Source organism: Acidimicrobiia bacterium, from assembly GCA_035948415.1.
Taxonomy (GTDB): domain Bacteria; phylum Actinomycetota; class Acidimicrobiia; order IMCC26256; family PALSA-555; genus PALSA-555.
In genome coordinates this window covers 1-20,995 of record DASZJD010000054.1, presented here as the reverse complement: position 1 = coordinate 20,995, position 20,995 = coordinate 1, and the positions used below count along the sequence as shown (strand labels likewise).

The following is a 20,995-nucleotide window of genomic DNA, read 5'->3' as shown; positions in this document are numbered from 1 at the left end:
CGCGGCCGCCGGCTACGACGGCGGCGCGCCCGCCTCCGGTCCGGCGCCGCGGCCGGCAGCCATCCCTCGAGCCGCGAGGGCAAAGAGGACCAACACCTCGTCGAGCGTCTCGGTCGTCACCTCCTCGGGGTCCAGCAGCCGGTGCAGGTCGAGGCCGGCGAACAGGGCCAGCGCGATCGTGGCCATGCTCCGCGGCGCGATGGCGGGGCCGACCCCCCGTCGGGCGTATTCGATCGCCACCATCCGCTCGACGGCGTCGCGGGAGCGGTGGAGCTGGGCCGCGATCTGCTCGCGCGCCGCCGGGTTGCGCGCCGCGTAGAGCGCGAACTCGAGGAACAGGACGGTCCAGTCCGGCTGGAACTCAGACGTCGAGATCAGGTTCAGGATCTCGGGCAGCTGCTCGTCCGGAGGGCGAGAGTCCTCGTCGAGGAGCCGCTGGATGGAGGCGATCTGCGTCGCCATCCGGTCCTCGAGCACGGCGACGAACAGGTCCTCCTTGTTCTTGAAGTTCGAGTAGACGGCTCCCTTCGTGAACCCGGCCGCGGCCGCGACCTCGTCGAGCGAGGCCCCGTAGAAGCCCTCCCGGGCGAACACGGCCGCGGCCGCCTCGATGAGGTGCTGGCGGGTGAGCTCCCGGCGGCGCTGCGGCGTCAGCGGGTCGAGGACCACGGGCTCCCCTTGACATACGGAGAAGTATGCGGAATACTCATCGGTATGCAACGTACTAATCGGTACCTTGACCCTTCGAGGGTAGCCGGCGCCGACCCCGAGGCGGGCCTGACCTGGCTCCGACGACGCGACCGCTGGGACCGGCGACTCCGGGCCCTCGAGGCCACCCGAGACGACGGCGAGCTCCGCCCGGGCCCATCGCCGGCGCCGGTCGCAGCCTCGTCGTCGACCGACCGCGCCCTGGCGCGGTAACCGCGCGCCGGGCAACCCCGGTCGGCAGCGTGCCGTCGCGCCGCACTCGGCGACGCTCGGCCCGTTGACGAGTGACCAAACGGTCACCTATAGTCGGGGCGTGGACGAGGTGTTCAGGGCGCTCGCCGATCCGACCCGCCGGGCCCTGCTCGACGCGCTGTACCGCGAGGACGGCCAGACGCTGAGCGCACTCGAGGAGCGCTTCTCGATGACCCGCTTCGGGGTGATGAAGCACCTGAAGCAGCTCGAGGAGGCCGGGCTCGTCGTGGCCAAGCGGCGCGGGCGGGAGAAGCTCCACTTCCTGAACCCGGTCCCGATCCGCCTGGTCCACGACCGGTGGGTGAGCAAGTACGCCGAACCCTGGGCCGCGGCGCTGAGCGGGCTCAAGAGCCGACTGGAGGAAAGCATGGAGAAGGTATTCGAGATCTACATCCGCGCCACCCCGGAGCGAATCTGGGAGGCGATCACCGACCCCGACCTGCGCAGCAAGTACAACTTCGGTGCCCGCGTCACGTCGGACTGGACCCCCGGGTCGCGCCTCGAGATGAGCGCCCGCGACGGCACCGTGCCGCTCGGGGAGGGCGAGGTCCTCGAGGTCGACCCGCCCCGCCGGCTGGTGCAGACCATGCGGGCGCTCTGGAGCGACGACGTGAAGCGCGAGGGGACCTCGCGGGTCACCTGGGAGATCGAGCCGATCAGCGACGACTCCTCCCGCCTGACCGTCACCCACGACCAGCTCCGCGAGGGCGCGAACGACGAGCTCTACGGCGGCTGGCCGATGATCCTCTCGGGCCTGAAGACCCTGCTCGAGACCGGCGAGCTGCTCACGACGCCGGGGTCGCTCATGTACGGCTGAGCCCGCGCTCGCCGCGCCGGTGCGAACGCTCGGGCGCGGCGGGTGGTCGTGCAACGCCCCGGGCTAGCTCCCCGCGCCGCGCCCGTCGTCCCCGCGGCGGGCGCGGTCTCGCGCCGCCCGGAAGCGCCCCCGGACACCCTCGGGGTCCCCGGTTGGGTCCGGCTCGACCTCGCGGGTGGGCGCCAGGCGCCACGCCTCCGCCAGCTCGTGCGGAGGCCAGCCGCGGAGCGCGGCCGCGGCCTGGACGCAGGCGCCGGTGGCGGCGGCGCTGTCCCCGGCCGACGCGGAGACGGCTCGCTGCGACAGGTCGGCGAGCACGTGTTGCACCGCGTGGGAGCGGGACCCATCGCCGACCAGCGTGATCCGCCCGCCGAGCGGCACGTCGGCGGCGCGGAGGGCGTCGAGTCCGTCGAGCACCGAGCACACGACCCCCTCGACCGTCGCCCGGGCCAGCTCCTCGGCGGTCACGTCGGCCCGGAGCCCCAGGATCTGCCCTGTGCTCGGCAGGTCCGCCGCCGGCCGCTCGGCCGAGAAGTACGGCAGGACCGTGACCCCGCCGGCGCCGGGGGGCGCCGCCAGCGCCAGCTGGTCGAAGCGGTGGGCGTCGACCCCGAGCAACCGCGCGACCGCGCCGATCGCGTTCATGCCGTTGCGCAGGCTGACCGTCGGCAGGAACCGCCCGGCCGCGTCGGCCAACCCGGCCACCGCGCCGCTGGGATCGTCGGTGGGACGCTCGCGGACCGTGAACACCCGGACCGTGCGGTCGAGCGCCACCGCCAGGTCGCCGGGACCGAGCCCGAGCCCGAGCGCCGCTGCCATCGGCTCACCGGTGCCGGCGGCGATCAGCACGCCGGCGCGGTCGCCGGCCGGCTCGCGCGGCCCGCACACGCGGGGCAGGCAGCGGGACCAGTCCTTCTCCTCGTCGACGTACGCGAGCAGGTCGGTTCGCCAGCGGTTCTCACGGGGCGACCAGTAGCCGGTCCACGACGCGTCGCCGCGGTCGGTGACGAGCGCCCGGCTCAGCCGGTACGTGAGCCAGTCGTGCGGCGTCAGCACCGAGGCGACGCGCCCCCACTGCTCGGGCTCGGCGCGCTTGAGCCAGGCCAGCTGCGCGATCGGCGACGACGCGTCCGGCACCAGCCCGACCTCGCCGACCCATTCCGCCGGGCCGCCGAGATCGTCGACGAGCGCCTCGGCTTGGCGGACGGCGTCGCTCGCCGCCGCGAGCTTGGCGGGCCGGAGCACCTCGCGCGCCTCGTCGAGGACGATCAGACCCGGCTGCTGGCCGGCCACCGCCACCGCGGCCACGCCCAGCGCGCCGCCGAGCGCGTGTCGGGCGTCGACGAGCGCGTGCCACCACACGCTCGGGTCCACCTCGCCGTCGGCGGCCCCCGGGTTTCGATGGGGCGCTCGACCCGCCGCGTACACGCGCCCGTCGTCGGCGTCGCGCATCTCGACCGTCGTCGCGCCGGCCGCCGAGTCGATGCCGAGCACGAGCGGCATGGGTCCCCGCTTCCCATCCAAACGCCAAGGGCCACGATAGGGTCCGCCGCGTGAGCACGCCACCGCCGCCGATGCCCGCGGCGTCGTGGCCGAGCCAACCCGCGATGACGCCGCCGGCCCGGATCCGCGCTGCCTACGACCGCCGCGCCCAGACCGACTACGTGTTCACCGGCCCCGGGCTGAACATCTTCCTCACGATCATCACCTGCGGGATCTTCGGCTTCTACCTCTTCTACCAACTCATGCGGCGCGACCGCGACCACAACCAGCGCCGGCTCGAGTTCCTCGAGGCCGCGAACGTCTACGCCTGGGAGCTGGCCTCCGAGCGCGGCCTGGTCGACGAGCTGCGCCCCGCCTTCGATCGCGTCGCGGGCTCGCTCGGCACGATGCAGCGGCTGACCCGCGAGTTCCGCGACCCGACGGTCTGGGTGGTCATCGACGTCGTCGGCGGCAGCGTGAACCTGATCTTTCCGGGCATCGCCCAGCTCGTCGGGTTCATCTTCATCGACCAGGACTTCGACGCCCACGATCGAGCCGAGGTCGCGATCGAGGCCGACCTGGCCCAGGTGTACGCCCGGCTCGGTCTCACGCTCCCCTCCCCGGATCCGGCCCGGGTGAAGGGCAAGCACAACTACGCGGGGCGGGTGATCGCCAGCGTCTTCACGTGTGGCGTCTACCTGTTCTGGTGGCTGCGCGACATGCAGGTCGAGGGCAACCGCCACGTCGAGGGGAACTGGCCGTTCGAGGACGCGGTCGTCGCTGCCGTGGCGGCGAGCGCCTAGCCGGGCTCGGCGTCCGCGGCGTCGTCGGCCCCGTCGAAGTCCTCGAGGTCGGCGACGATCCGGTCCACGTCGCGCTGGGCCCGGACGATCCGGGCCCGACAGAGCTTCAGCAGCTCGCTCGCCCGCTGCACCCGCTCGGCCAGCACGTCGACGTCGAGCTCGTCGCCCTCCAGCTCGACGAGGATGGCGTCGAGCTCGGCCATCGCCTCCCCGTACCCGGGCTCGGACGCCTTCGCCGTCATTCGTCCTCCACCCGGCTGCGCAGCCGCCCGTCGGCCGTCTCGGTCACCAGCAGCGAGCCGCCCGCCACCGCGTCGGCGGCACGCACGATCGCGCCCTGCTCGTCCCGCGTGATGGTGTAGCCGCGCTCGAGCACCCGGCGCGGGTCCAAGGCGCGGAGCCGCGCCGCGGCGCCGTCGACGCGTCCGCGCTCGGCGGCCAGGCCGTGGCGGGACGCGACCACGACGGCCGCGTGCCGGCTCGCCAGGGCCCGCGTGCCCTCGAGCGCCCCGCGTCGGCCGGCGTGCACGGCCCGGCGCTGGCGCCCGTCCAGGGCTCGGCGCTCGCGCTCGAGCGCGGCCGGGACGGCGCGGCGCAGCCGACCGGCGATCCCGCTGAGCTCGCGTTGCGCGAGCGCGCCGACGCCACGGGCACGGAGGGACACCCGGTGTGCCACCGTGGCGAGGCGCTCGACGTAGGCGTCGACGGCCTCCACGAGCACCGCGGCGGCGGCGGTCGGCGTCTTCACCGAGGTGTGCGCGACCTCGTCGGCGACCGTCCGGTCGGTCTCGTGGCCAATCCCGGTCAGAACCGGCACCGGCATCTCCGTGATGGCCCGCGCGACGAGCTCGCTGTCGAACGGGGCCAGATCGCTGCGAGCCCCGCCGCCGCGGACGACCGCGACGGCGTCCAGGTCGAGGGCCGCGAGCCGTCGCAGCGCCCAGACGACCCGCCGAGACGCGGCCGCCCCCTGCACCCGCACATCGCAGTGCGCGACACGGAACGCGTAGCCGCTGCCCTCGAGCCCCTGGAGGAAGTCACGGTACGCGGCGCTGCCGCCGCTGGTGACGAGCCCGATCCGGAGGGGCACCATCGGCAGCGGTCGCGTGGCGTTGCGGCCGAGCACGCCCTCGGCGGCGAGCGTCCGCACGACCCGGTCCCGGTCGGCGGCGAGCCGCCCGACCGTGAACGCCGGGTCGATGCCCGACATGACGAGCTGGAGCCGGCCGGCGGGAGGCCAGAAGTCGACGCGGGCGCGGATGCGGACCTCGACGCCGTCCGCGAGTCGAAGCCCGGCCGCTCGCAGGGCCCGGCTGACCGGGGGTCGATCGTCCCGGAACAGCGCCACTCGGATCGCCGCCCGGACCCGGTCTCGACGCTCGTCGGGCTCGACGAGCTCGAAGTAGGAGTGCTGGTTGCGCGAGACGTGCAGCGCCTGGACCTCGCCCCGCACCCAGACCGAGTCCGGGAACGCCGCGCTCAGCGAGGCGTTGATCGCGGCGTTGAGCTCGGCGACGCCGAGCGTGGGCTCCGACCCGACGTCCCCGTCGAGCAGCGACGGCTGCTCGGTCACGGCGCCGCCCTCGGCCCGGCCCCCCCGGCCGACCGGCCCCGCCACCCCCGGGCGGGGCCCGCCCCATCACTCCGCAGCTCCACGCACCCCTCCCGCTCCGACGCTTCGACGAGCGGGCCAGTATGGCGCCGGGCCCGGTGGTCACCGGCGGTGGCCCGCATCTGCTTCGATGGGCCGGTGCCCGTTGGCGGGCGGGGCCGGTGCCCGTTCGAGGTCCACGCTGGGGACGCCCGCGACCTGATCCGCGCCGTCCCGGACCAGTCCGTCGACCTGGTCTGCACCGACCCCCCCTACAACCTGGCGTCGTACTCGCGGGGGAACATCGCCATGTCATGGCGGTCCGACTTCAACAACGACCTCGCGCCCTGGGACCAGGTGACCTTCGACCCGAAGGACTGGCTGGACCAGATCCGGCGGGTGCTGGCCCCCCACGGCAACCTCTTCGCCTTCACCTCGTACAACCTGCTCGGGCGCTGGCACGAGGTCTTCGACCCCGCCTTCGACACCTTCCAGTTCCTGGTCTGGCACAAGACGAACCCGCCCCCGAAGCTGCGCCGGGCCGGGTTCCTGAACTCCTGCGAGCTCGTGGTGTGCTGCTGGGACCAGGGCCACACCTGGAACTTCGGGCGCCAGCGGGACATGCACAACTTCCTCGAGGCCCCGGTCTGCGGCGGCCACGAACGGGTCCGAGACCCCAAGCACCCGACCCAGAAGCCGCTGTCGGTGCTCCGCCGCCTGGTCGAGCTGGCCAGCCGGCCCGGGGACCTGGTCCTCGACCCCTTCATGGGGGTCGGATCCACGGGGGTGGCGGCCGTGGAGCTGGGCCGCCGGTTCGTCGGCTTCGAGCTGGACCCCGGCTACGCCGGCGCCGCCCGGGCCCGGCTGGAGGCGGCCACGGCCGGGTGAGTGTGGCGGACGTCACATGGGAACGTCCAAGGCATCCGCGAGCGTTGTCAGTGGCGAAACACCAGGGAGGCGCCCATGGCGACGCGGGTTCGTAGGCAGAACTCGGAGCAGCAAGACGCGGTCGGCGCCTACCTCGAGGCGATCGGACGCCACGACCTCCTGACGAAGGACGACGAGGCGCGCCTCGGCCGCCTCGTCATGGACGGCCTCGCCGCGCTCGAGCGCCTCGAGTCGCCCGGACGACTCTCGCCCACCCAGCGTCGCCGCCTCCACGAGGCCGTCGCTGCCGGCCAGCGGGCCCGCGACGAGTTCGTCGTCGCCAACCTGCGGCTGGTCGTCTCGATCGCCCGCCGCTACCAGAGCACCGGGCTGCCGCTCGGCGACCTCATCCAGCTCGGCAACCTCGGGCTCATGCACGCGGTCGAGAAGTTCGACTTCCGGAAGGGCTTCAAGTTCTCCACCTACGCCACGTGGTGGATCCGCCAGGCCATCACCCGCGGCTACGCCGACACCGCTCGCCTCATCCGCCTCCCCGCCCACGCCGAGGACACCTACCGCCTCGTGGCCCGGGTCTCCGACGACCTGGAGGCGCGCCTCGGGCGCACCCCGACCGACGAGGAGATCGCCGCCGCCAGCGGCGTCGACGCCGCCCGCGTCGGCGAGGTCCGCCGGTTCCCGACCCGGATGGCGAGCGTCGACGCCCCGATCGGCGACGGCGACAGCGACGACCTGCTCCTCGGCGACACCATCGCCGACGACGAGACCCCCTTCGCCGACGACATCGCCAACCGGGAGGCGCGGGTGCACGTGGTCCAGACCATGCTGGGCCTCCTCGACGACCGGGAGCGGCGGATCGTCGAGCTGCGGTACGGCCTCGACGGCGGCGGCCCGCGCGACCTGGCCGAGGTCGGCAAGGAGATCGGCGTGACCCGCGAGCGCGTCCGCCAGATCGAGGCGCGAATCCTCTCGAAGCTGCGTCACCCGTCGATGGCCGGCGTGGACGCCGGCGAGGCGCTCGCCAGCTGACCGGCGCCCCGGCTCAGGCCGGCAGGATGATCGTCTGGTACTCGGTGTAGGGGTCGATGCCCTCGGGGCCGAGCTCGCGCCCGATCCCCGACTGCTTGAACCCGCCGAACGGCGCGTTGAAGTCGAGGATCATCGACGAGTTGACGGCCACGACGCCGGTCCGCACCTGGGCGGCCACCGCGGCGCCGTGCTCGGGATCCGCCGTCCACACCGAGCCGCAGAGCCCGTAGTCCGAGTCGTTGGCGATCGCGATCGCCTCCCGCTCGTCGTCGTACGGGATCACCGACAGCACCGGCCCGAAGATCTCCTCGCGCGCGATCTTCATGTCGTTGCTGACGTCGGCGAACACCGTCGGCTCGACGTACCAGCCGGTCGGCAGGTCGGCGGGGCGGCCGCCGCCGACGACCGGTCGTGCGCCCGCGGCCTTCCCGGCCTCGAGGTAGCCCTCGACCCGGGTCCGCTGGCGCTCGGCGACGAGCGGCCCGACCTGGACCGTGTCGTCGAGCGGGTCGCCGACCTTCAAGGCGCCGACCGCGGTGCCGAGCGCGTCGAGGACGTCGCCGTAGCGCCGCTTCGACACGAGGACTCGGCTCTGCGCGCCGCAGACCTGGCCGTTGTTCATGAGGCCGGACATCACGAGGTTGCCGAGCATCGCCTCGTCGAGGTTGGCGTCGTCGAGGACGATCGCCGCCGACTTCCCGCCGAGCTCCAGCGTGAGCCGCTTCAGCATCCCGCCGCACAGCTCGCCGATGTGCTTGCCGACGGCGGTCGAGCCCGTGAACGAGACCTTGTCGATCCCGGGGTGCCGCACGAGGTGCTCGCCGGTCTCGCGACCCCCGGCGACCACGTTCACGACGCCCGGCGGCAGGTCGGCCTCGGCGACGGCCTCGGCGAGCAGGTAGCCGTCGAGCGGCGTCTCGGGCGCCGGCTTCAGCACGATCGGGCAGCCCGCCGCCATCGCGGGCCCGAGCTTCAGGGCGCTGATGAACAGCGGCACGTTCCAGGGGATGATGCCGGCGGCGACGCCGACCGGCGCGCGCCGGACGATGACCGGCGCGCCGAGGGCGCCGGTGCGCCGGTCCTCCCAGCCGTACCCGGACGCGAGCCCGGCGTACGTGTCGAGCACCATCGTGGCCGAGAAGACCTGCCCCATCAGCGACCAGGACTTCGGCGAGCCGTTCTCCGAGGAGATGGTGTCGGCCAGCTCCTGGGACCGCGACTGCAGCGCGCCCGAGAGGCGCTTGATGCCCTCGGCCCGCTCGGCGGGCGTCATCCGCGGCCACGGCCCGTCGTCGAAGGCGCGGCGAGCCGCCGTGACGGCGCGGTCCATGTCGGCCGGCGCGGCGTCGGGCACCCGTCCGATGACCGCCTCGGTGTGGGGGGAGATGACGTCGATCGTGCCCGTGCCCACGGGCTCGACCCACTCGCCGCCGATGTAGAGCTTGTCGTAGGCCTGCACGGTTCCTCCCGAGGTCGGCGTCGCGGCGCCGACGCTAGTGCGTCGCGGTCGGCCCGGCCCACGGCCACCTGACACCCGCGTCAGGCCCGTGGAAGGATGCCGGGCGTGCCCGGCGCGCTCGACGGCGTTCGCATCCTCGACCTCAGCTGGGGCGCGGCCGGGGCGCTCGGCGTCCTCCTCCTGGCCGAGCAGGGCGCGGACACGATCAAGGTCGAGCCGCCGGGCGGCGACCCCTTCCGGTGCTACGACGGCTACAAGGTGTGGACGCGCTCGCGCCGAGCGGTGCAGGTCGACCTCAAGGCCGACGCGGGTCGGGAGGCGTTCCACCGCCTCGTCGCCACCGCCGACGTCCTCGTCGAGTCGTTCCGGCCCGGCGTCACGGACCGGCTCGGCGTCGGCTACCAGGCCTGCGCGGCGACGAACCCTCGGCTCGTCTACTGCTCGGTGCCCGCCTACCCGCCGGGTCATCGGCTCGCGCCCCGGCCGGGCTACGACGCGCTCGTGCAGGCGGCGTCCGGCCAGCAGTGGGAGCAGCCGGGGTGGCGCCCGGGGCCGATCTTCCTCGCCATGCCCATGCCGAGCATGGGCGCGATCTACCTCGTGGCCAGCGGCGTCCTCGCCGCGCTGCTCGCCCGGGAGACGACCGGCCGGGGTCAGCACGTGCAGACGAGCCTGCTCCAGGGGGTGTTCCTCTACACCACCCAGATCTGGCAGCACGCCGAGCACGGCGACGCCGCCTACTACGGCCTCATGGCGAAGAGCCACCCGCCGGGCGTGCACCAGCCGATGATCTTCGAGTGCGCCGACCGCGAGTACGTCCACGTCTCGGTGATGAGCGGGAAGACCCCGACCAAGTCGCTCGACGAGATCCTCGGCGTCACGGCGCCGCCGCCCGAGGACCTCGAGGGCCTCCTGCCGCTGCAGCAGCAGAACCGGATGAACGACCGCCGGCGCGACGCGTTCAAGACCCGCCGCCGGGGCGAGCTCATCGCCGAGCTCGTGGCCCACAACCACATCGCCGAGGCCGTCGTCGCGCCGGAGGAGCAGTTCGCGCATCCGCAGCTGATCGCGAACGACATGGTCGCCACCGTCGCCGACCCGGACCTCGGGCCCGCGACCCAGATCGGCGTCCCGATCCACCTGCTCGGCACCCCGGGCGCGATCGCGGGTCCGCAGCCCCCGGTGGGCGCCGACGACGACGAGGTGTGGGGCGCGCTCGGGTACGGCGCCGACGACATCCCTGCCATCACCGGCGGCGCCACCCGCGCCGCGGCCCGGAGCCGCGCCTGATGCACGCCCTCGAGGGGCTCCGCCTCATCGACTTCGGGCAGTACCTGGCCGGCCCGTTCGGCCCCATGATCCTGGCCGACCTCGGGATGGACGTGATCAAGGTCGAGCCGGTCCGGGGAGACGGGATGCGCATGGCCGGCGCGCCCTTCTTGGGCTGCCAGCGCGGCAAGCGTGACATCGCGCTCGACGTGAAGGACCCAGCCGGGCACGAGCTGGCGCTGCGGCTCGTCGCCACCGCCGACGTCGTGCACCACAACATGACGAAGGGGACCGCCAGCCGGCTGGGCCTCGACTACGACGCCTGTCGCGCCGTCAAGCCCGACCTCGTCTACTGCAACACCTACGCCTACGGGCTCGACGGGCCGCTCTCGGAGTTCGGCGGCCTCGACCCGCTCTACCAGGCCTCGGCCGGGCTCGAGCACGAGGCCGGCGCGGTGCCCCACGGCCACGACCCCCTGTACTACCGCTACGGGATGTGCGACACGTCGAACGCGATGCTGTCCGTCGTCGGCGTGCTCGCCGCCCTCTATCACCGGCGCCGCACCGGAGCCGGCCAGGAGCTCTGGACGTCGCTCATGGACGGCGGGGCGGTGTTCTCCTCCGACGTGCTGCTGCGGGCGGACGGGACCCCGACGTCGCGCCCGAAGCTCGACGCCGACCAGCGCGGCTTCGACCCTGGCTACCGCCTGTACGAGACAAACGACGGCTGGATCCAGGTGGCGGCGATCCGTGACCGCGACTGGTCGGAGCTCTGCGCTGCGACCGGCGTCGACGACGGCGCCGCCGCCGTCCCGCAGCTCGAGGCGGCGTTCCGGACCCAGACCGCGGTCATGTGGTCGCACGTCCTCGACGACGTCGGCGTGCCGAACGAGGTCGCGGTCGACGTCAAGGGCGGCGAGGCCGCGCTGTTCGACGCCGACGCCGAGCGCCTCGGCCTGGTCGCCGAGTACGAGCACCCGACGCTCGGGACCCTGCGCCAGTTCGGGCACACGGTCGGCTTCTCCGAGACGCCGGGGCGGATCCAGGGACCCCCGCCGCGGGTGGGCGAGCACACCCAGGAGATCCTCGAGGAGCTCGGCTGCGACCGGGCCGAGATCGACGAGCTCCGCCGCGCCGGGGTCGTGACCTGGCCCGACGACGCGTACCCGTGGCGGTGGTGACGTCGGCCCGCCGTCCGCCCGTCACAGGATTCGGAGCGCGGCGAGGGCCCCCACCGCGATCAGGCCGGCCGCCGAGCAGGCGTCCGCGTACCCCGCGAGCCGCCGCCCGGCCCGGTGGCCGAGCTCGAGGCCGGCGAAGCCCAGCACCGCGCTGACGGCGCCGATGACGAGGGCGGCCACCAGCACCGAGACCTGCAAGGCGCCCAACGCGAAGCCGGCGACCAGGTTGTCGACGCTGAGCGCGGCGGCGACGACGACGAGCCGACCGCGGTTCCACGTGCGACGAGGCCGCGTCCCCCGCGTGGCGCGGGCGGCCTGGAGGAGCAGCCAGGCGCCGAGACCGACCAGCACCAGGCCCCCCAAAACCGCGGCCGAGTCCCCGACCAGCGTGGCGACGCCGCGCCCGACGGCGAGCCCCGCGAGCGGCATGCCGGCCTCGAAGGCCGCGAACACGAGCGCCGCCTCCAGCCGCCGACGCGCCGCGAGGCCGTCGAGGCCGATGGCGACGCCGCCGGCGAAGTTGGAGAGCCCGAGCGGCGCGGCCACGGCGAGCAGCCGGACCATCGGCCCGGACGCTAACGCGCCGCCCCCGGCGCGGCGGGCGGTCGGGGCGCCGGTGCCGCCGAGGGCCGACGCTGGCCGGTTGTAGCCTCCAGCCCCGATGGACCGTGTGAGCCTCGGCACGGTGATCGCCGACCGGCTCCGACGCCACCAGGCCGCCCTTCGGGCGCAGTTCCACGAGACGGGCCGCATCCACGCCTGCGTGCTCCCCGGCGCCCTCGACGTCGAGACCTGCCAGGCGATCCACGCCGCCTTCCCGGCGCCCGACCACATGATGGAGCGACGGACCCTGCGCGAGCGGAAGTACGTGTCGGCGCAGATGGACCGGTACCCCCCGCTGCTCGAAGAGGCCGTGTACGCGTTCCAGGAGCCGCCGGTCCTCGACCAGCTCCGGGCGATCTCGGACGTTCGCGGGCTGATGCCGGACCCCCACCTGTACGCGGGCGGGATCAGCGTGATGCGACGGGGCAACTTCCTGAACCCGCACGTCGACAACTCGCACGACCACGACCGCTCGGCGTACCGGGTGCTGAACCTCCTCTACTACGTCACGCCGGACTGGCGGCCCGAGTACGGCGGCAGCCTCCAGCTCTGGGACGACGGACCTCGACGGCCCGGCGGCCGCACGATCCCGAGCCGGTTCAACCACCTGGTGCTGATGGGAACCACTCGACGGTCGTGGCACTCCGTCAGCCCGGTGACCCACGACGGTGCCCGCTGCTGCCTCTCGAACTACTACTTCGCCCCGCGCCCGCTCCTCGACGAGCGTGACCCACCGGGGCAGGAGTACTTCCACCCGACGAGCTTCCGCGGCTTCCCGGACGAGCTCGTGAAGGACACGGTCCTTCGCGTCGACGCTGCGCTCCGCGCCGCGGTCCGGAAGGTCCGCCGGGGCGGCGTCGTGCCGACCCGCCACATCTACCGGTCGTCCTGAGCCCGACGCCCGCGCTGGCGCGCGCCGGCGTCGAGGTCCACGCGCCCGAGTGGCTCAGGGGCCGAAGCCCTCGGTCTGGTGCTCGCCGAGCGCCGGCGCCCGCGCCGGCGGCCGGGCCGGCGCCCGCGCGAACCGCACGGGGTAGCCCATGGACGGATACCCGTCGGGGGTGGCACCGCCGGACATGCCGCGGTGCACGAACTGCGGGTGTCGCAGCATCTCCTCGCGGGTCAGCGACGGCGCCACCGGGGCGTCGCGGCCGAGCACCTCGACGAGCTCGTCGCGGGGTCGGGCGGCGATGGCCGCGGTGAGCCGAGCCCGGATCTCGTCGTGGCGGGCAGTTCGGCCGGCCAGGTCGAGGCCGCGCAGGTCGTCGAGGCCGAGGCCGTCGCACACCGCGGTCCAGAAGTGCTGCTCGTCGATGACCCCCATCGTCAGCCACGACCCGTCCGCGGTGCGGAACGAGCCGTACGACGGCAGCCGCCCGAGCCGGGCTCCGGTCTCGCCCACTCGCAGGCCGGTGAGCGGGCCGGTCCAGGAGGCCAGGAGGTCGGCCATGGCCACGTCGACGTGCTCGCCCTCGCCCGTGCGGGCCCGTCCGAGCAGCGCCGCGCACACCCCCATCGCCGCGGCGAGGCCGCCGCCGAGATCGGCGATGGGCACCGCGCACTGGACCGGCGGGCCACCCTCGGGCGCGAGGACGCCGGCGTAGGCCTGGTAGTTCAGGTCGTGCCCGGGCGCGGTCGCGAGCGGGCCGTCCTGGCCGTACCCCGAGACCGAGCAGTACACGATCGCGGGGTTGATGGCGCGGGCGTCGGCCTCACCCATCCCCAGCCGGGCCGCGACGCCGGGGCGGAAGCCCTCGACCAGCGCGTCAGCGTCCGCCACCAGCTCGTGCGCCCGGGTCCGATCGCTGCCGTCGCGGAGGTTCAACACGACGCTGCGCTTGTTGGCGTTGAGGGTCGCGAAGAGCTCCGGGAAGATCCGCATCGGATCCCCACCCGGCGGCTCGACCTTCAGCACGTCCGCCCCGAGGTCGGCGAGCAGCTGCGTCGCGTAGGGACCCGGGCGCCAGATGCTGAGGTCGAGGATGCGCACGCCGTCGAGCAGGCCCGCGGCGGACGCGCTTCGTCCGGACACGCAGCGCCGGATCCTACGACCCCGCCGCCTGGCCGCGACACCGGCGACCGGGCCGCCGCCCGGCTGAGGACCGCCTGAGTGCCCCGACGTTTTTCTCGGCCCGCCGGGAGGGTAGAGAATGGCTTCGTGCTCGCGCTCGTGCTGGTGCTCGTGGCTGCGGGGGTGACCGTGCTCGCGGTCACCCTCATCGTCCGCGCCGACGCCCGGCTGTCCGGTCGCGGCACCGCGGCGCGGGCGACGCCGCGACCCGGTCGAGCGGCTCGCGCTCGACGCTCGCCTCGCGCCCGTGCCGTCGCCGGCGTCGGCGCCCTCGGCCGCGCCTTCGGACGCGGCGTCACGGCCGGCCGCCACGCGCTGCGAGCGGCCTGGACGCCCCGATGGCGCGCCGCGCGCGCTCGGGCCCGGGCCTTCATCGAGCAGCACCCCGCGCTCCAGTACCACTGGCCGGACGACTGGTCGTCCCGCTGGGGAGACTTCGAGGAGTGGGCTCAGGCCCTCGTTGAGCGGCACACCACGCTGCGCCGTCCGGCCGACTCCGCGCGTGCGCACGACGAGGCGTCGTCGGAAACGGACCGGCGGGGCGAGCACGATCGCGGCCCGACCTCCGACCGCAGGCGGCACATCGCGTAGTCGGTCGTCCCGCGCCGCGGGAGGCCCGCTTGCTGGCCCGGCCCGGCACGAGCTCGCGTAGGTTCACGCCGCACCGACGTCGACGAACTGGGGCCACCCGTGTCCGATCCGACTGCTCCCACCCCGCTCGTGGTCGGCATCTTGTACCCACCCGAGTGGTACGGCGACGTCGAGCGGTTCGGAGCCGCGGTCGCGGACCTCGAGGACCTCGGTGGCGTCGAGGTCGTGGTCCAGACCTACGTCGAGCCGCACGACCTGCGGAGCGCCCGCGGCAAGCCGGGCGCGGATCGGCTGCACGAGCAGGCCCCGCCGCTGACCGACGCCCAACGGTCGGCGCTGGCGCGTCTCGACGTCGCGCTCGCGATCGACCTGCCGTTCGACGTGGGCCGGGTCGCGCCGCGGCTCCGGTGGGTCCAAGCGGTCGGCGCCGGCACCGGCCAGCTCCAGTCCGCGGGGCTGGCGGAGGCCGGCATCCGGCTCACGACCGCGGCCGGCGCGAACGCGGTGGCGATCGCCGAGTTCGCGCTCGCCCGCGTCCTCCAGGAGTGGAAGCGGTTCCGCGCCCTCGACGAGCTGCAGGCCCGCCATGACTGGGAGCCGCTGTACGGGCGTCAGCTCGAGGGCAGCACCCTCGGGCTGCTCGGACTCGGCGCGATCAACTCGGCCGTCGCGTCGCGCGCCGCCGCCTTCGGACTGCGTGTCCTGGCCACCCGACGGTCCGCGACACCCGGCTCCCGGGCCGCCAACGTCGAGCAGGTGTTCCCGCCGAGCGAGCTCCACAGAATGCTCGGGCAGTGCGACGCGGTCGTCGCCGCGGTCCCGGAGACTCCGGAGACGACGGGGCTGATGGACGGGGCGGCCTTCGCGGCCATGAAGCCGGGCTCGTTCTTCTGCAACGTCGGACGGGGGTCCCTCCTCGACGAGGCTGCGCTCATCGCCGCCCTCGAGCGGGGACACCTCCGGGCCGCGGCGCTCGACGTCGCCCACGTCGAGCCGCTGCCGCCCGACGATCCACTCTGGTCGGCACCGAACCTTCTCCTGTCGCCCCACTCGGCGTCGGCGCCGACGGCGCTCTTCGTGAACCTGCACCGGCTGTTCCGGGACAACCTGGCTCGGTTCCTCGCGGGCGAGCCGCTGCTGAACCAGGTCGACCTGGGCCGCGGCTACTGAGGGTGCGCCGTCAGGAACGTTCCGGGCGGGCGCCCTGCTCGACGAGCAGCTCGACGAGGTCCTGGGCGTTGCGGACGCCGTAGTCCTGGTAGCAGTTGTTGAAGAGCATGTGCACCTCGTCCACCTCGCCCGCCAGTTGGGCCGCCCGCTCGGCCCACGGCTCGAGCTCGTCCCGTCGGTAGAGGTACTGGAAGCGCTCGGCGGCGGTCCCGCCGCGCTGGTCCCAGGCCTCGTCGTTGCGACCGTGGAGCCGCACGACGGCCAGGTCGGGGCGGGTCGCGGCAAGGACGGTCGTCAGCCCCGAACGCGCGGGAGCGTCGACGACCACGAGCGCCAGCCCGGCGGCCTCGAGCGTCTCGAGCGTCCGGTCGCGGTCTCCCTCCGCCAGCCAGCGCGGGGAACGGAACTCGACGCTGATCCGCACGCCGGGGAGGCGCGCCGGCAGGGCCGCGAGCTCCTCCCGGTGGGCGCGGTTCGGCGGGTACCACTGCGGGAACTGGAAGAGGACGGCGCCGAGCTTGCCGGCCTCCTGGAGCGGCCGGAGCCCGGCGACGAAGTGCGCCCAGGCCGCGTCGAGTGCGGTCGAGGTCAGATGCTCGACGTAGGCGGTGCGCTTGCCGGCGAAGTTGGCCTGGATCCCGTCGCGGACGTCGGGCCACAGCGTCTCGGGGCGGGTCGGGTGGTGCGTGAAGAGCGAGTAGGCCTTGATGTCGAACACGAACCCCGCCGGTGATCGCTCGGCCCATCCCTGGGTCAAGGGCTCCGACGGGGGCCGGTAGTAGGTGCTGTCGGCCTCGACGAGGGGGAAGTGCTCGCCGTAGAAGGCCAGGCGGTCGGCGGCGCTCATCGAGCGGCGGGGATACCAGTGGGTGTCCTTGACCAGCGTCGAGTCGGCCCACGAGCAGGTGCCGACCCGGACGACGCCGGCGCCGACGGCGAGGCGAGGACCGGTCCGCCCCGACGCTGCGACGCTCATCCGGCCCTCCGGCCTCGGCGGCGGGGATTCGGCTGGGCCCCGGCGCTCGGGCACCGAGTCTGCCCGCGGTGACGGCGTCCTGGCGCCGCCCTCGCGCCGGGCCGCCGCCTCCGGGCGCGATACTCGGCGCGCCAGTCGGCGAAAGGCAGGTGCTCGGCGTGCTCGCGGCGGGATGCGGCTGTGCACCGAACGCGGTGGTCCAATGGCTCGTGGTGGCCGCCCTCCTCGTCGGAGGGGCGGCCATCGTCGTCGCCGGCTGTCGCCGGGCGCGTCGCGGGCAGGGTCAGCGAGGCTCCGCCCAAGGTGATGCCGGCGCGACGCCGCGCGCCGTGCGCCGATCGAACGTCGCCGGCGTGCTCCTCGGAGCCCTGGCCGCGGTCGTCGCCGTCGTCGCGCCGGGCACCGACGTCTCGCTGCTGGCCCTGGCCGCCGGCGTGGTGATCGCCAGCGTCGGCGTCGCCCCGGCTCGCCGGCGCCGAGCCCGAGGGACGCGGGTGTCCTAGCGAGGGTCGCCGCCGACCAGCTCGCCGACGATCGTCAGCCGCGGAGGTGCTGGAGCGCGGCCGCGACCGGCTCGAGCACCGACGCCGAGTGGGGCGGCGGCAGATACACGATCCCCAGGTCGAGCCCGGCGTCGCCGAACCGCTCGGCCTGCTCGACGAGCGGGCCGGTGTCACCGCTCTCGGGGAGGCGCAGGTGCGTCGAGGTGAGAATCTCGGCCGGATCACGTCCGAGGTCGGCACAGTGCCCGCGCAGCACGTCGAGCTTGCCTCGAAACGTCGCCACGTCCCCGCCGGGGAAGTTCCAGTGCTGCGCGAAGCGGGCCACGGACCGGAGCGTGCGCCGCTCCCCCGTGCCCCCGATGCAGATCGGCGGGTGGGGATGCTGCACCGGCTTCGGCTCGCAGCGGGCCTCCTGCAGCTGGACGAAACGACCTCCGAGCGTCGTGGTCTCCTTCGTCAGAAGGCTGACGATGGCGGCACAGCCCTCGTCGAAGGCGTCGAAGCGATCCGTCAGGGACGCGTGCAGGTCGATGCCGTAGGCGGTGGCCTCCTCGACGTTCCATCCCGCGCCGATCCCGAGCTCGAGTCGACCGTCGGAGACGACATCCAGGGTGGCCGCCATGTTGGCGAGCACCGCGGGATGCCGGTACGGCATCCCGGTGACGAGCACGCCGATCCGCAGCCGACGCGTCGCCTGGGCCAGGGCCGTCGTGGTGACCCACCCCTCGAGGCACGGCCCCCGCGAATCCGAGAAGATCGGATAGAAGTGGTCGAACGTCCACCCCGATTCGAAGAGCTCGATCCGGTCCGCCGCCTCCCAGACCGCCCGCATGTCGGCCCAGGTCGTGTTCTGGGGCGCAGTCTTGAAGCCGAAGCGCATCGCCTGCTTCTACCACGTCCCCGGCGCCTCGGGCTGGTGACCGCCGGCAGTCGGCTGGCCTCGGCACGGAATGCGAGCCGGCCCGGGCCGGTTGCCACGCACGAGAAGGGAGGGCGCCATGCCAGCGGTCACGGTCGAGGACCCGCTGACGCTCCCCACGATCACGCGCCCCGACCCGCGCCGCACCACCCCGCGTCCGGTCCTGTCGGTCACGAGCGCGCCGCCGGGCTTCGAGGGTCTCGGGTTCCCCGTGCGCCGGGCGTTCGCAGGCGTCGAGCCGCGCGCGCTCGACCCCTTCGTCCACATGGACCAGATGGGCGCGATCGAGTACGCGCCCGGCGAGCCGAAGGGCACCCCGTGGCACCCGCATCGAGGCTTCGAGACGGTCACGTACATGATCGACGGGACGATGGAGCACCACGATTCGACCGGGGGCGGCGGGGTCATCACCGACGGGGCCACGCAGTGGATGACCGCCGGCGCCGGCATCCTCCACATCGAGACGCCGCCCGAGGACCTGGTCGCGCGCGGCGGGCTCTTCCACGGCGTCCAGCTGTGGGTCAACCTGCCCTCGGCCCAGAAATGGGTGCCACCGCGGTATCAGGACATCCCCGCCGGGCGCGTCACGCTGCTCCGGTCCGAGGACGGTGGGGCGCTCGTCCGCGTCGTGGCGGGCGAAGTCGCCGGCCACCGCGGCCCTGGCACCACGCGCACGCCGATCGCGCTCGTCCACGCCACGCTCAGCCCGGGCGCCGAGCTCGCGCTGCCGTGGCCCCGCGACTTCAACGCCCTCGCGTACGTGCTCGCGGGCCGCGGCCGCGTCGGTCCCGAGAGCCGGCCGGTCTCGACCGGGCAGCTGGCCGTGTTCGGCCCCGGCGACTCGGTCACGCTGGGCGCGGCGGCGCGCCAGGACCAGGCCGGCGACCTCGAGGTGCTCCTCCTCGGCGGGCGGCCGATCCGCGAGCCGGTGGCGTGGCAGGGCCCGTTCGTGATGAACACCCGAGCCGAGATCGCCCAGGCCTTCGAGGACTTCGAGGCCGGGCGGATGGGGACGGTCCCCCCCACCACGGCCGCCCGGTAGCCCGGTCGCAGCCGGCGGGCCCTGGGGAACCCCGTGCCGACCCCGGATTCGCGCGCTCACGGTGGCAGCACCGACCCGGGGAGTTGCCGAACCTGCCCGAGTGCGTGAGAATTGGTGGCCCGTGTTGTTGCTGTGACGAAGGGAGTCCACGCCGGGCCTCGAGGGCAGGGTCCCGGGTCACGAACCAGAGGGCATAGCCCCTGCTTCTAGCGGAGCGCATCGCGGTGCCGCCTCAGTAGCGCTTGGTCGGCACCAGCTCCAAGGGGAGGAGGGGGTGTGGCGTGAGCAAGCGTGCAATTGCCCGCGTCGCTCTCATCGGATCGAGCATTGCTGCGGTGGTGCTTGCCGGGGGAGCTGGCCGGACCTGGAAGTAGACCCGACCCACACCTAATCCCCCGGGATCCTGCCCCCGAGGACCGGCACCGCCCCAATGGACATCCAGCTCGCCCACCCGCGGGCGCTCAGCGCCTGGTGCACCGCGGTGTTCGCGGTGGCGGTCGCGCTCGCCGCCGCGTTCGCCGCCCGCGGCGAGACCGCGGCCGTGGCGCCGCTGCTCCTGCTCGCCGCGCTCTGCGCGTTCGCCGAGCACATCGTGGTGCACCTCCCGAACGGCTCGTCGGTGTCGGCGTCGGTGATGATCTCGCTCGCCGCCGTGTTCGTCTTCCGCGACAGCGCGCCGCTGCTCGGGCCGCTGCTCGTCGGCATGGCGGGCGGCATCTACTGGCCGCACCTGCGGCAACGGGACTGGCGGCGCCTGGCCTTCAACATGGGGACGCTCGGGCTGGCGACGCTCGCCGCCGCCGGGGCGTTCTCGCTCGTCGCCCGCTCGGCGCACAGCGTCGTGCTCGAGCTGGCCGGCGCGGTCGCCGCCGCGGTCGCGTACTGGCTCGTCGACATCGCGCTGCTGAGCGTGACGATCAGCCTGCGCGACGGCGGGTCGCTGCGGCGCCAGATCAGCGATCTGTGGGGGTTCGCCGACTTCGAGATCGTGGTGTTCGCCATCCTCGGGGTCTTCCTCGGCCGGCTGTACGAGGCCCACGGGGCGCTGATCGTGGCGCTCTTCATCACCCCGATCCTCGCGGCCCGGCAGGCCTTCGCCTCGTACCTCGCCGTGAACGACCAGCACGAGGCGACGCTGGCGGTGCTCGTCCAGGCCCTCGAGGCCAAGGACCCCTACACCGGCGGGCACGTGGCCCGCGTGGCCCGCTTCGCGACGTACGTCGGCGCTGAGCTCGGCTTCTCCGCGTCCCGCCTGCGACGACTCCGTGACGCGGCGCTCATGCACGACATCGGGAAGCTCACGGTCCCGAACCGCCTCCTGAACAAGCCCGGCCGTCTCACCGCGTCCGAGTACGCCGCGGTTCGCCGGCACGAGGAGATCAGCGTCCAGCTCGTGCGCCGCATCGAGGCGCTGGCCCCCTGCGCGGCGGCGATCGGCGCTGAGAGCCACGGCCTCGGCGCCCCGCTCGAGGCCCGGATCATCCACGTCGCGGACGCGTTCGACGCCATGACGTCGAGCCGCGCCTACCGGCGGGCCATGCCGCAAGAGGAGGCGGTCGCCGAGCTGTACCGCAACGCCGGACGCCAGTTCGACGAGTCGTGCGTGCAGGCGCTGCTGCGGGTGCTCGACCGCCGGGGCGAGCG

The 20,995-nt window shown here is 74.0% G+C and carries 21 protein-coding genes; 12 read left to right on the top strand and 9 right to left on the bottom strand.

Annotated elements, in window-relative coordinates; all coding sequences use genetic code 11:
* Window positions 1-12 precede the first annotated feature (12 nt).
* Window positions 13-669 carry a TetR/AcrR family transcriptional regulator gene (locus tag VG869_07210; protein ID HEV3450976.1) on the bottom strand — a complete coding sequence of 219 codons (657 nt, stop codon included), beginning with the start codon at window positions 667-669 and terminating at the stop codon, window positions 13-15.
* Window positions 670-1,021: 352 nt separating this feature from the next.
* Between VG869_07210 and VG869_07205 the strand changes: the two genes are divergently transcribed.
* Window positions 1,022-1,777 (top strand): SRPBCC domain-containing protein, encoded by a 756-nt coding sequence (locus tag VG869_07205; protein ID HEV3450975.1) that lies wholly within the window; start codon window positions 1,022-1,024, stop codon window positions 1,775-1,777.
* Window positions 1,778-1,840: 63 nt separating this feature from the next.
* Here the strand turns inward: VG869_07205 and VG869_07200 are convergent, their stop codons facing one another.
* On the bottom strand, window positions 1,841-3,280 hold the full coding sequence (locus tag VG869_07200; protein ID HEV3450974.1) for an FGGY family carbohydrate kinase: 1,440 nt from the start codon (window positions 3,278-3,280) through the stop codon (window positions 1,841-1,843).
* Between the two features lie 50 nt (window positions 3,281-3,330).
* Here VG869_07200 and VG869_07195 point away from each other — a divergent pair, with 50 nt between their 5' ends.
* Window positions 3,331-4,062, top strand: a complete 732-nt coding sequence (locus VG869_07195; protein ID HEV3450973.1) for a hypothetical protein — start codon at window positions 3,331-3,333, stop codon at window positions 4,060-4,062.
* Here the strand turns inward: VG869_07195 and xseB are convergent.
* On the bottom strand, window positions 4,059-4,304 hold the full coding sequence (gene xseB / locus VG869_07190) for an exodeoxyribonuclease VII small subunit (GenBank protein ID HEV3450972.1): 246 nt from the start codon (window positions 4,302-4,304) through the stop codon (window positions 4,059-4,061). The genes VG869_07195 and xseB overlap by 4 nt on opposite strands.
* Window positions 4,301-5,635, bottom strand: a complete 1,335-nt coding sequence (gene xseA / locus VG869_07185; protein ID HEV3450971.1) for an exodeoxyribonuclease VII large subunit — start codon at window positions 5,633-5,635, stop codon at window positions 4,301-4,303. The genes xseB and xseA overlap by 4 nt, the downstream gene beginning before the upstream one ends.
* 177 nt (window positions 5,636-5,812) lie before the next feature.
* Between xseA and VG869_07180 the strand changes: the two genes are divergently transcribed.
* Window positions 5,813-6,541, top strand: coding sequence for a site-specific DNA-methyltransferase (locus VG869_07180; protein HEV3450970.1), 729 nt, complete (start codon window positions 5,813-5,815; stop codon window positions 6,539-6,541).
* A gap of 75 nt (window positions 6,542-6,616) precedes the next feature.
* A complete protein-coding gene (locus tag VG869_07175) occupies window positions 6,617-7,567 on the top strand; it encodes a sigma-70 family RNA polymerase sigma factor (GenBank protein ID HEV3450969.1) in 951 nt (316 codons plus the stop codon).
* Between the two features lie 13 nt (window positions 7,568-7,580).
* Here the strand turns inward: VG869_07175 and VG869_07170 are convergent, their stop codons facing one another.
* Window positions 7,581-9,026 (bottom strand): aldehyde dehydrogenase, encoded by a 1,446-nt coding sequence (locus tag VG869_07170; GenBank protein ID HEV3450968.1) that lies wholly within the window; start codon window positions 9,024-9,026, stop codon window positions 7,581-7,583.
* Window positions 9,027-9,131: 105 nt separating this feature from the next.
* Between VG869_07170 and VG869_07165 the strand changes: the two genes are divergently transcribed.
* Window positions 9,132-10,316 carry a CoA transferase gene (locus VG869_07165; GenBank protein ID HEV3450967.1) on the top strand — a complete coding sequence of 395 codons (1,185 nt, stop codon included), beginning with the start codon at window positions 9,132-9,134 and terminating at the stop codon, window positions 10,314-10,316.
* Entirely contained in the window at window positions 10,316-11,476 is a 1,161-nt protein-coding gene (locus VG869_07160; GenBank protein ID HEV3450966.1) for a CoA transferase, read from the top strand. Before VG869_07165 ends, VG869_07160 begins: the two co-directional genes overlap by 1 nt.
* 21 nt (window positions 11,477-11,497) lie before the next feature.
* Here VG869_07160 and VG869_07155 read toward each other — a convergent pair whose 3' ends face one another.
* Complete coding sequence (locus tag VG869_07155) at window positions 11,498-12,040, bottom strand: manganese efflux pump (protein HEV3450965.1); 543 nt, start codon at window positions 12,038-12,040, stop codon at window positions 11,498-11,500.
* 97 nt (window positions 12,041-12,137) lie between these two features.
* Here VG869_07155 and VG869_07150 point away from each other — a divergent pair, with 97 nt between their 5' ends.
* Window positions 12,138-12,971 carry a 2OG-Fe(II) oxygenase gene (locus VG869_07150; GenBank protein HEV3450964.1) on the top strand — a complete coding sequence of 278 codons (834 nt, stop codon included), beginning with the start codon at window positions 12,138-12,140 and terminating at the stop codon, window positions 12,969-12,971.
* 54 nt (window positions 12,972-13,025) lie between these two features.
* Here the strand turns inward: VG869_07150 and VG869_07145 are convergent, their stop codons facing one another.
* Entirely contained in the window at window positions 13,026-14,111 is a 1,086-nt protein-coding gene (locus tag VG869_07145; protein HEV3450963.1) for a CoA transferase, read from the bottom strand.
* Between the two features lie 126 nt (window positions 14,112-14,237).
* Between VG869_07145 and VG869_07140 the strand changes: the two genes are divergently transcribed.
* Window positions 14,238-14,741, top strand: coding sequence for a hypothetical protein (locus tag VG869_07140; GenBank protein HEV3450962.1), 504 nt, complete (start codon window positions 14,238-14,240; stop codon window positions 14,739-14,741).
* A 99-nt stretch (window positions 14,742-14,840) separates the two neighbouring features.
* Window positions 14,841-15,911: a D-2-hydroxyacid dehydrogenase gene (locus VG869_07135; protein ID HEV3450961.1), complete on the top strand. Its 1,071-nt coding sequence runs from the start codon at window positions 14,841-14,843 to the stop codon at window positions 15,909-15,911.
* Between the two features lie 10 nt (window positions 15,912-15,921).
* Here the strand turns inward: VG869_07135 and VG869_07130 are convergent, their stop codons facing one another.
* Window positions 15,922-16,887 (bottom strand): DUF72 domain-containing protein, encoded by a 966-nt coding sequence (locus VG869_07130; GenBank protein ID HEV3450960.1) that lies wholly within the window; start codon window positions 16,885-16,887, stop codon window positions 15,922-15,924.
* Between the two features lie 212 nt (window positions 16,888-17,099).
* Here VG869_07130 and VG869_07125 point away from each other — a divergent pair, with 212 nt between their 5' ends.
* Window positions 17,100-17,390, top strand: coding sequence for a hypothetical protein (locus VG869_07125; protein HEV3450959.1), 291 nt, complete (start codon window positions 17,100-17,102; stop codon window positions 17,388-17,390).
* Window positions 17,391-17,424: 34 nt separating this feature from the next.
* On the opposite strand, the gene VG869_07120 is transcribed toward VG869_07125, so the two are convergent.
* A complete protein-coding gene (locus VG869_07120) occupies window positions 17,425-18,270 on the bottom strand; it encodes an LLM class F420-dependent oxidoreductase (protein HEV3450958.1) in 846 nt (281 codons plus the stop codon).
* 118 nt (window positions 18,271-18,388) lie between these two features.
* Between VG869_07120 and VG869_07115 the strand changes: the two genes are divergently transcribed.
* Together VG869_07115 and VG869_07110 are read left to right on the top strand one after the other, a co-directional pair.
* A complete protein-coding gene (locus VG869_07115) occupies window positions 18,389-19,351 on the top strand; it encodes a pirin family protein (protein ID HEV3450957.1) in 963 nt (320 codons plus the stop codon).
* Window positions 19,352-19,781: 430 nt separating this feature from the next.
* A partial coding sequence (locus VG869_07110; GenBank protein HEV3450956.1) for an HD domain-containing phosphohydrolase occupies window positions 19,782-20,995 on the top strand: 1,214 nt, incomplete at its 3' end.

Excerpts from the sequence above, each read along its gene's own strand:
- VG869_07200 (HEV3450974.1), bottom strand. The coding sequence starts at position 3,280 with ATGCCGCTCGTGCTCGGCATCGACTCGGCGGCCGGCGCGACGACGGTC.
- xseB (HEV3450972.1), bottom strand. The coding sequence starts at position 4,304 with ATGACGGCGAAGGCGTCCGAGCCCGGGTACGGGGAGGCGATGGCCGAG.
- VG869_07175 (HEV3450969.1), top strand. The coding sequence starts at position 6,617 with ATGGCGACGCGGGTTCGTAGGCAGAACTCGGAGCAGCAAGACGCGGTC.
- VG869_07160 (HEV3450966.1), top strand. The coding sequence starts at position 10,316 with ATGCACGCCCTCGAGGGGCTCCGCCTCATCGACTTCGGGCAGTACCTG.
- VG869_07155 (HEV3450965.1), bottom strand. The coding sequence starts at position 12,040 with ATGGTCCGGCTGCTCGCCGTGGCCGCGCCGCTCGGGCTCTCCAACTTC.
- VG869_07150 (HEV3450964.1), top strand. The coding sequence starts at position 12,138 with ATGGACCGTGTGAGCCTCGGCACGGTGATCGCCGACCGGCTCCGACGC.
- VG869_07130 (HEV3450960.1), bottom strand. The coding sequence starts at position 16,887 with ATGAGCGTCGCAGCGTCGGGGCGGACCGGTCCTCGCCTCGCCGTCGGC.
- VG869_07120 (HEV3450958.1), bottom strand. The coding sequence starts at position 18,270 with ATGCGCTTCGGCTTCAAGACTGCGCCCCAGAACACGACCTGGGCCGAC.
- VG869_07115 (HEV3450957.1), top strand. The coding sequence starts at position 18,389 with ATGCCAGCGGTCACGGTCGAGGACCCGCTGACGCTCCCCACGATCACG.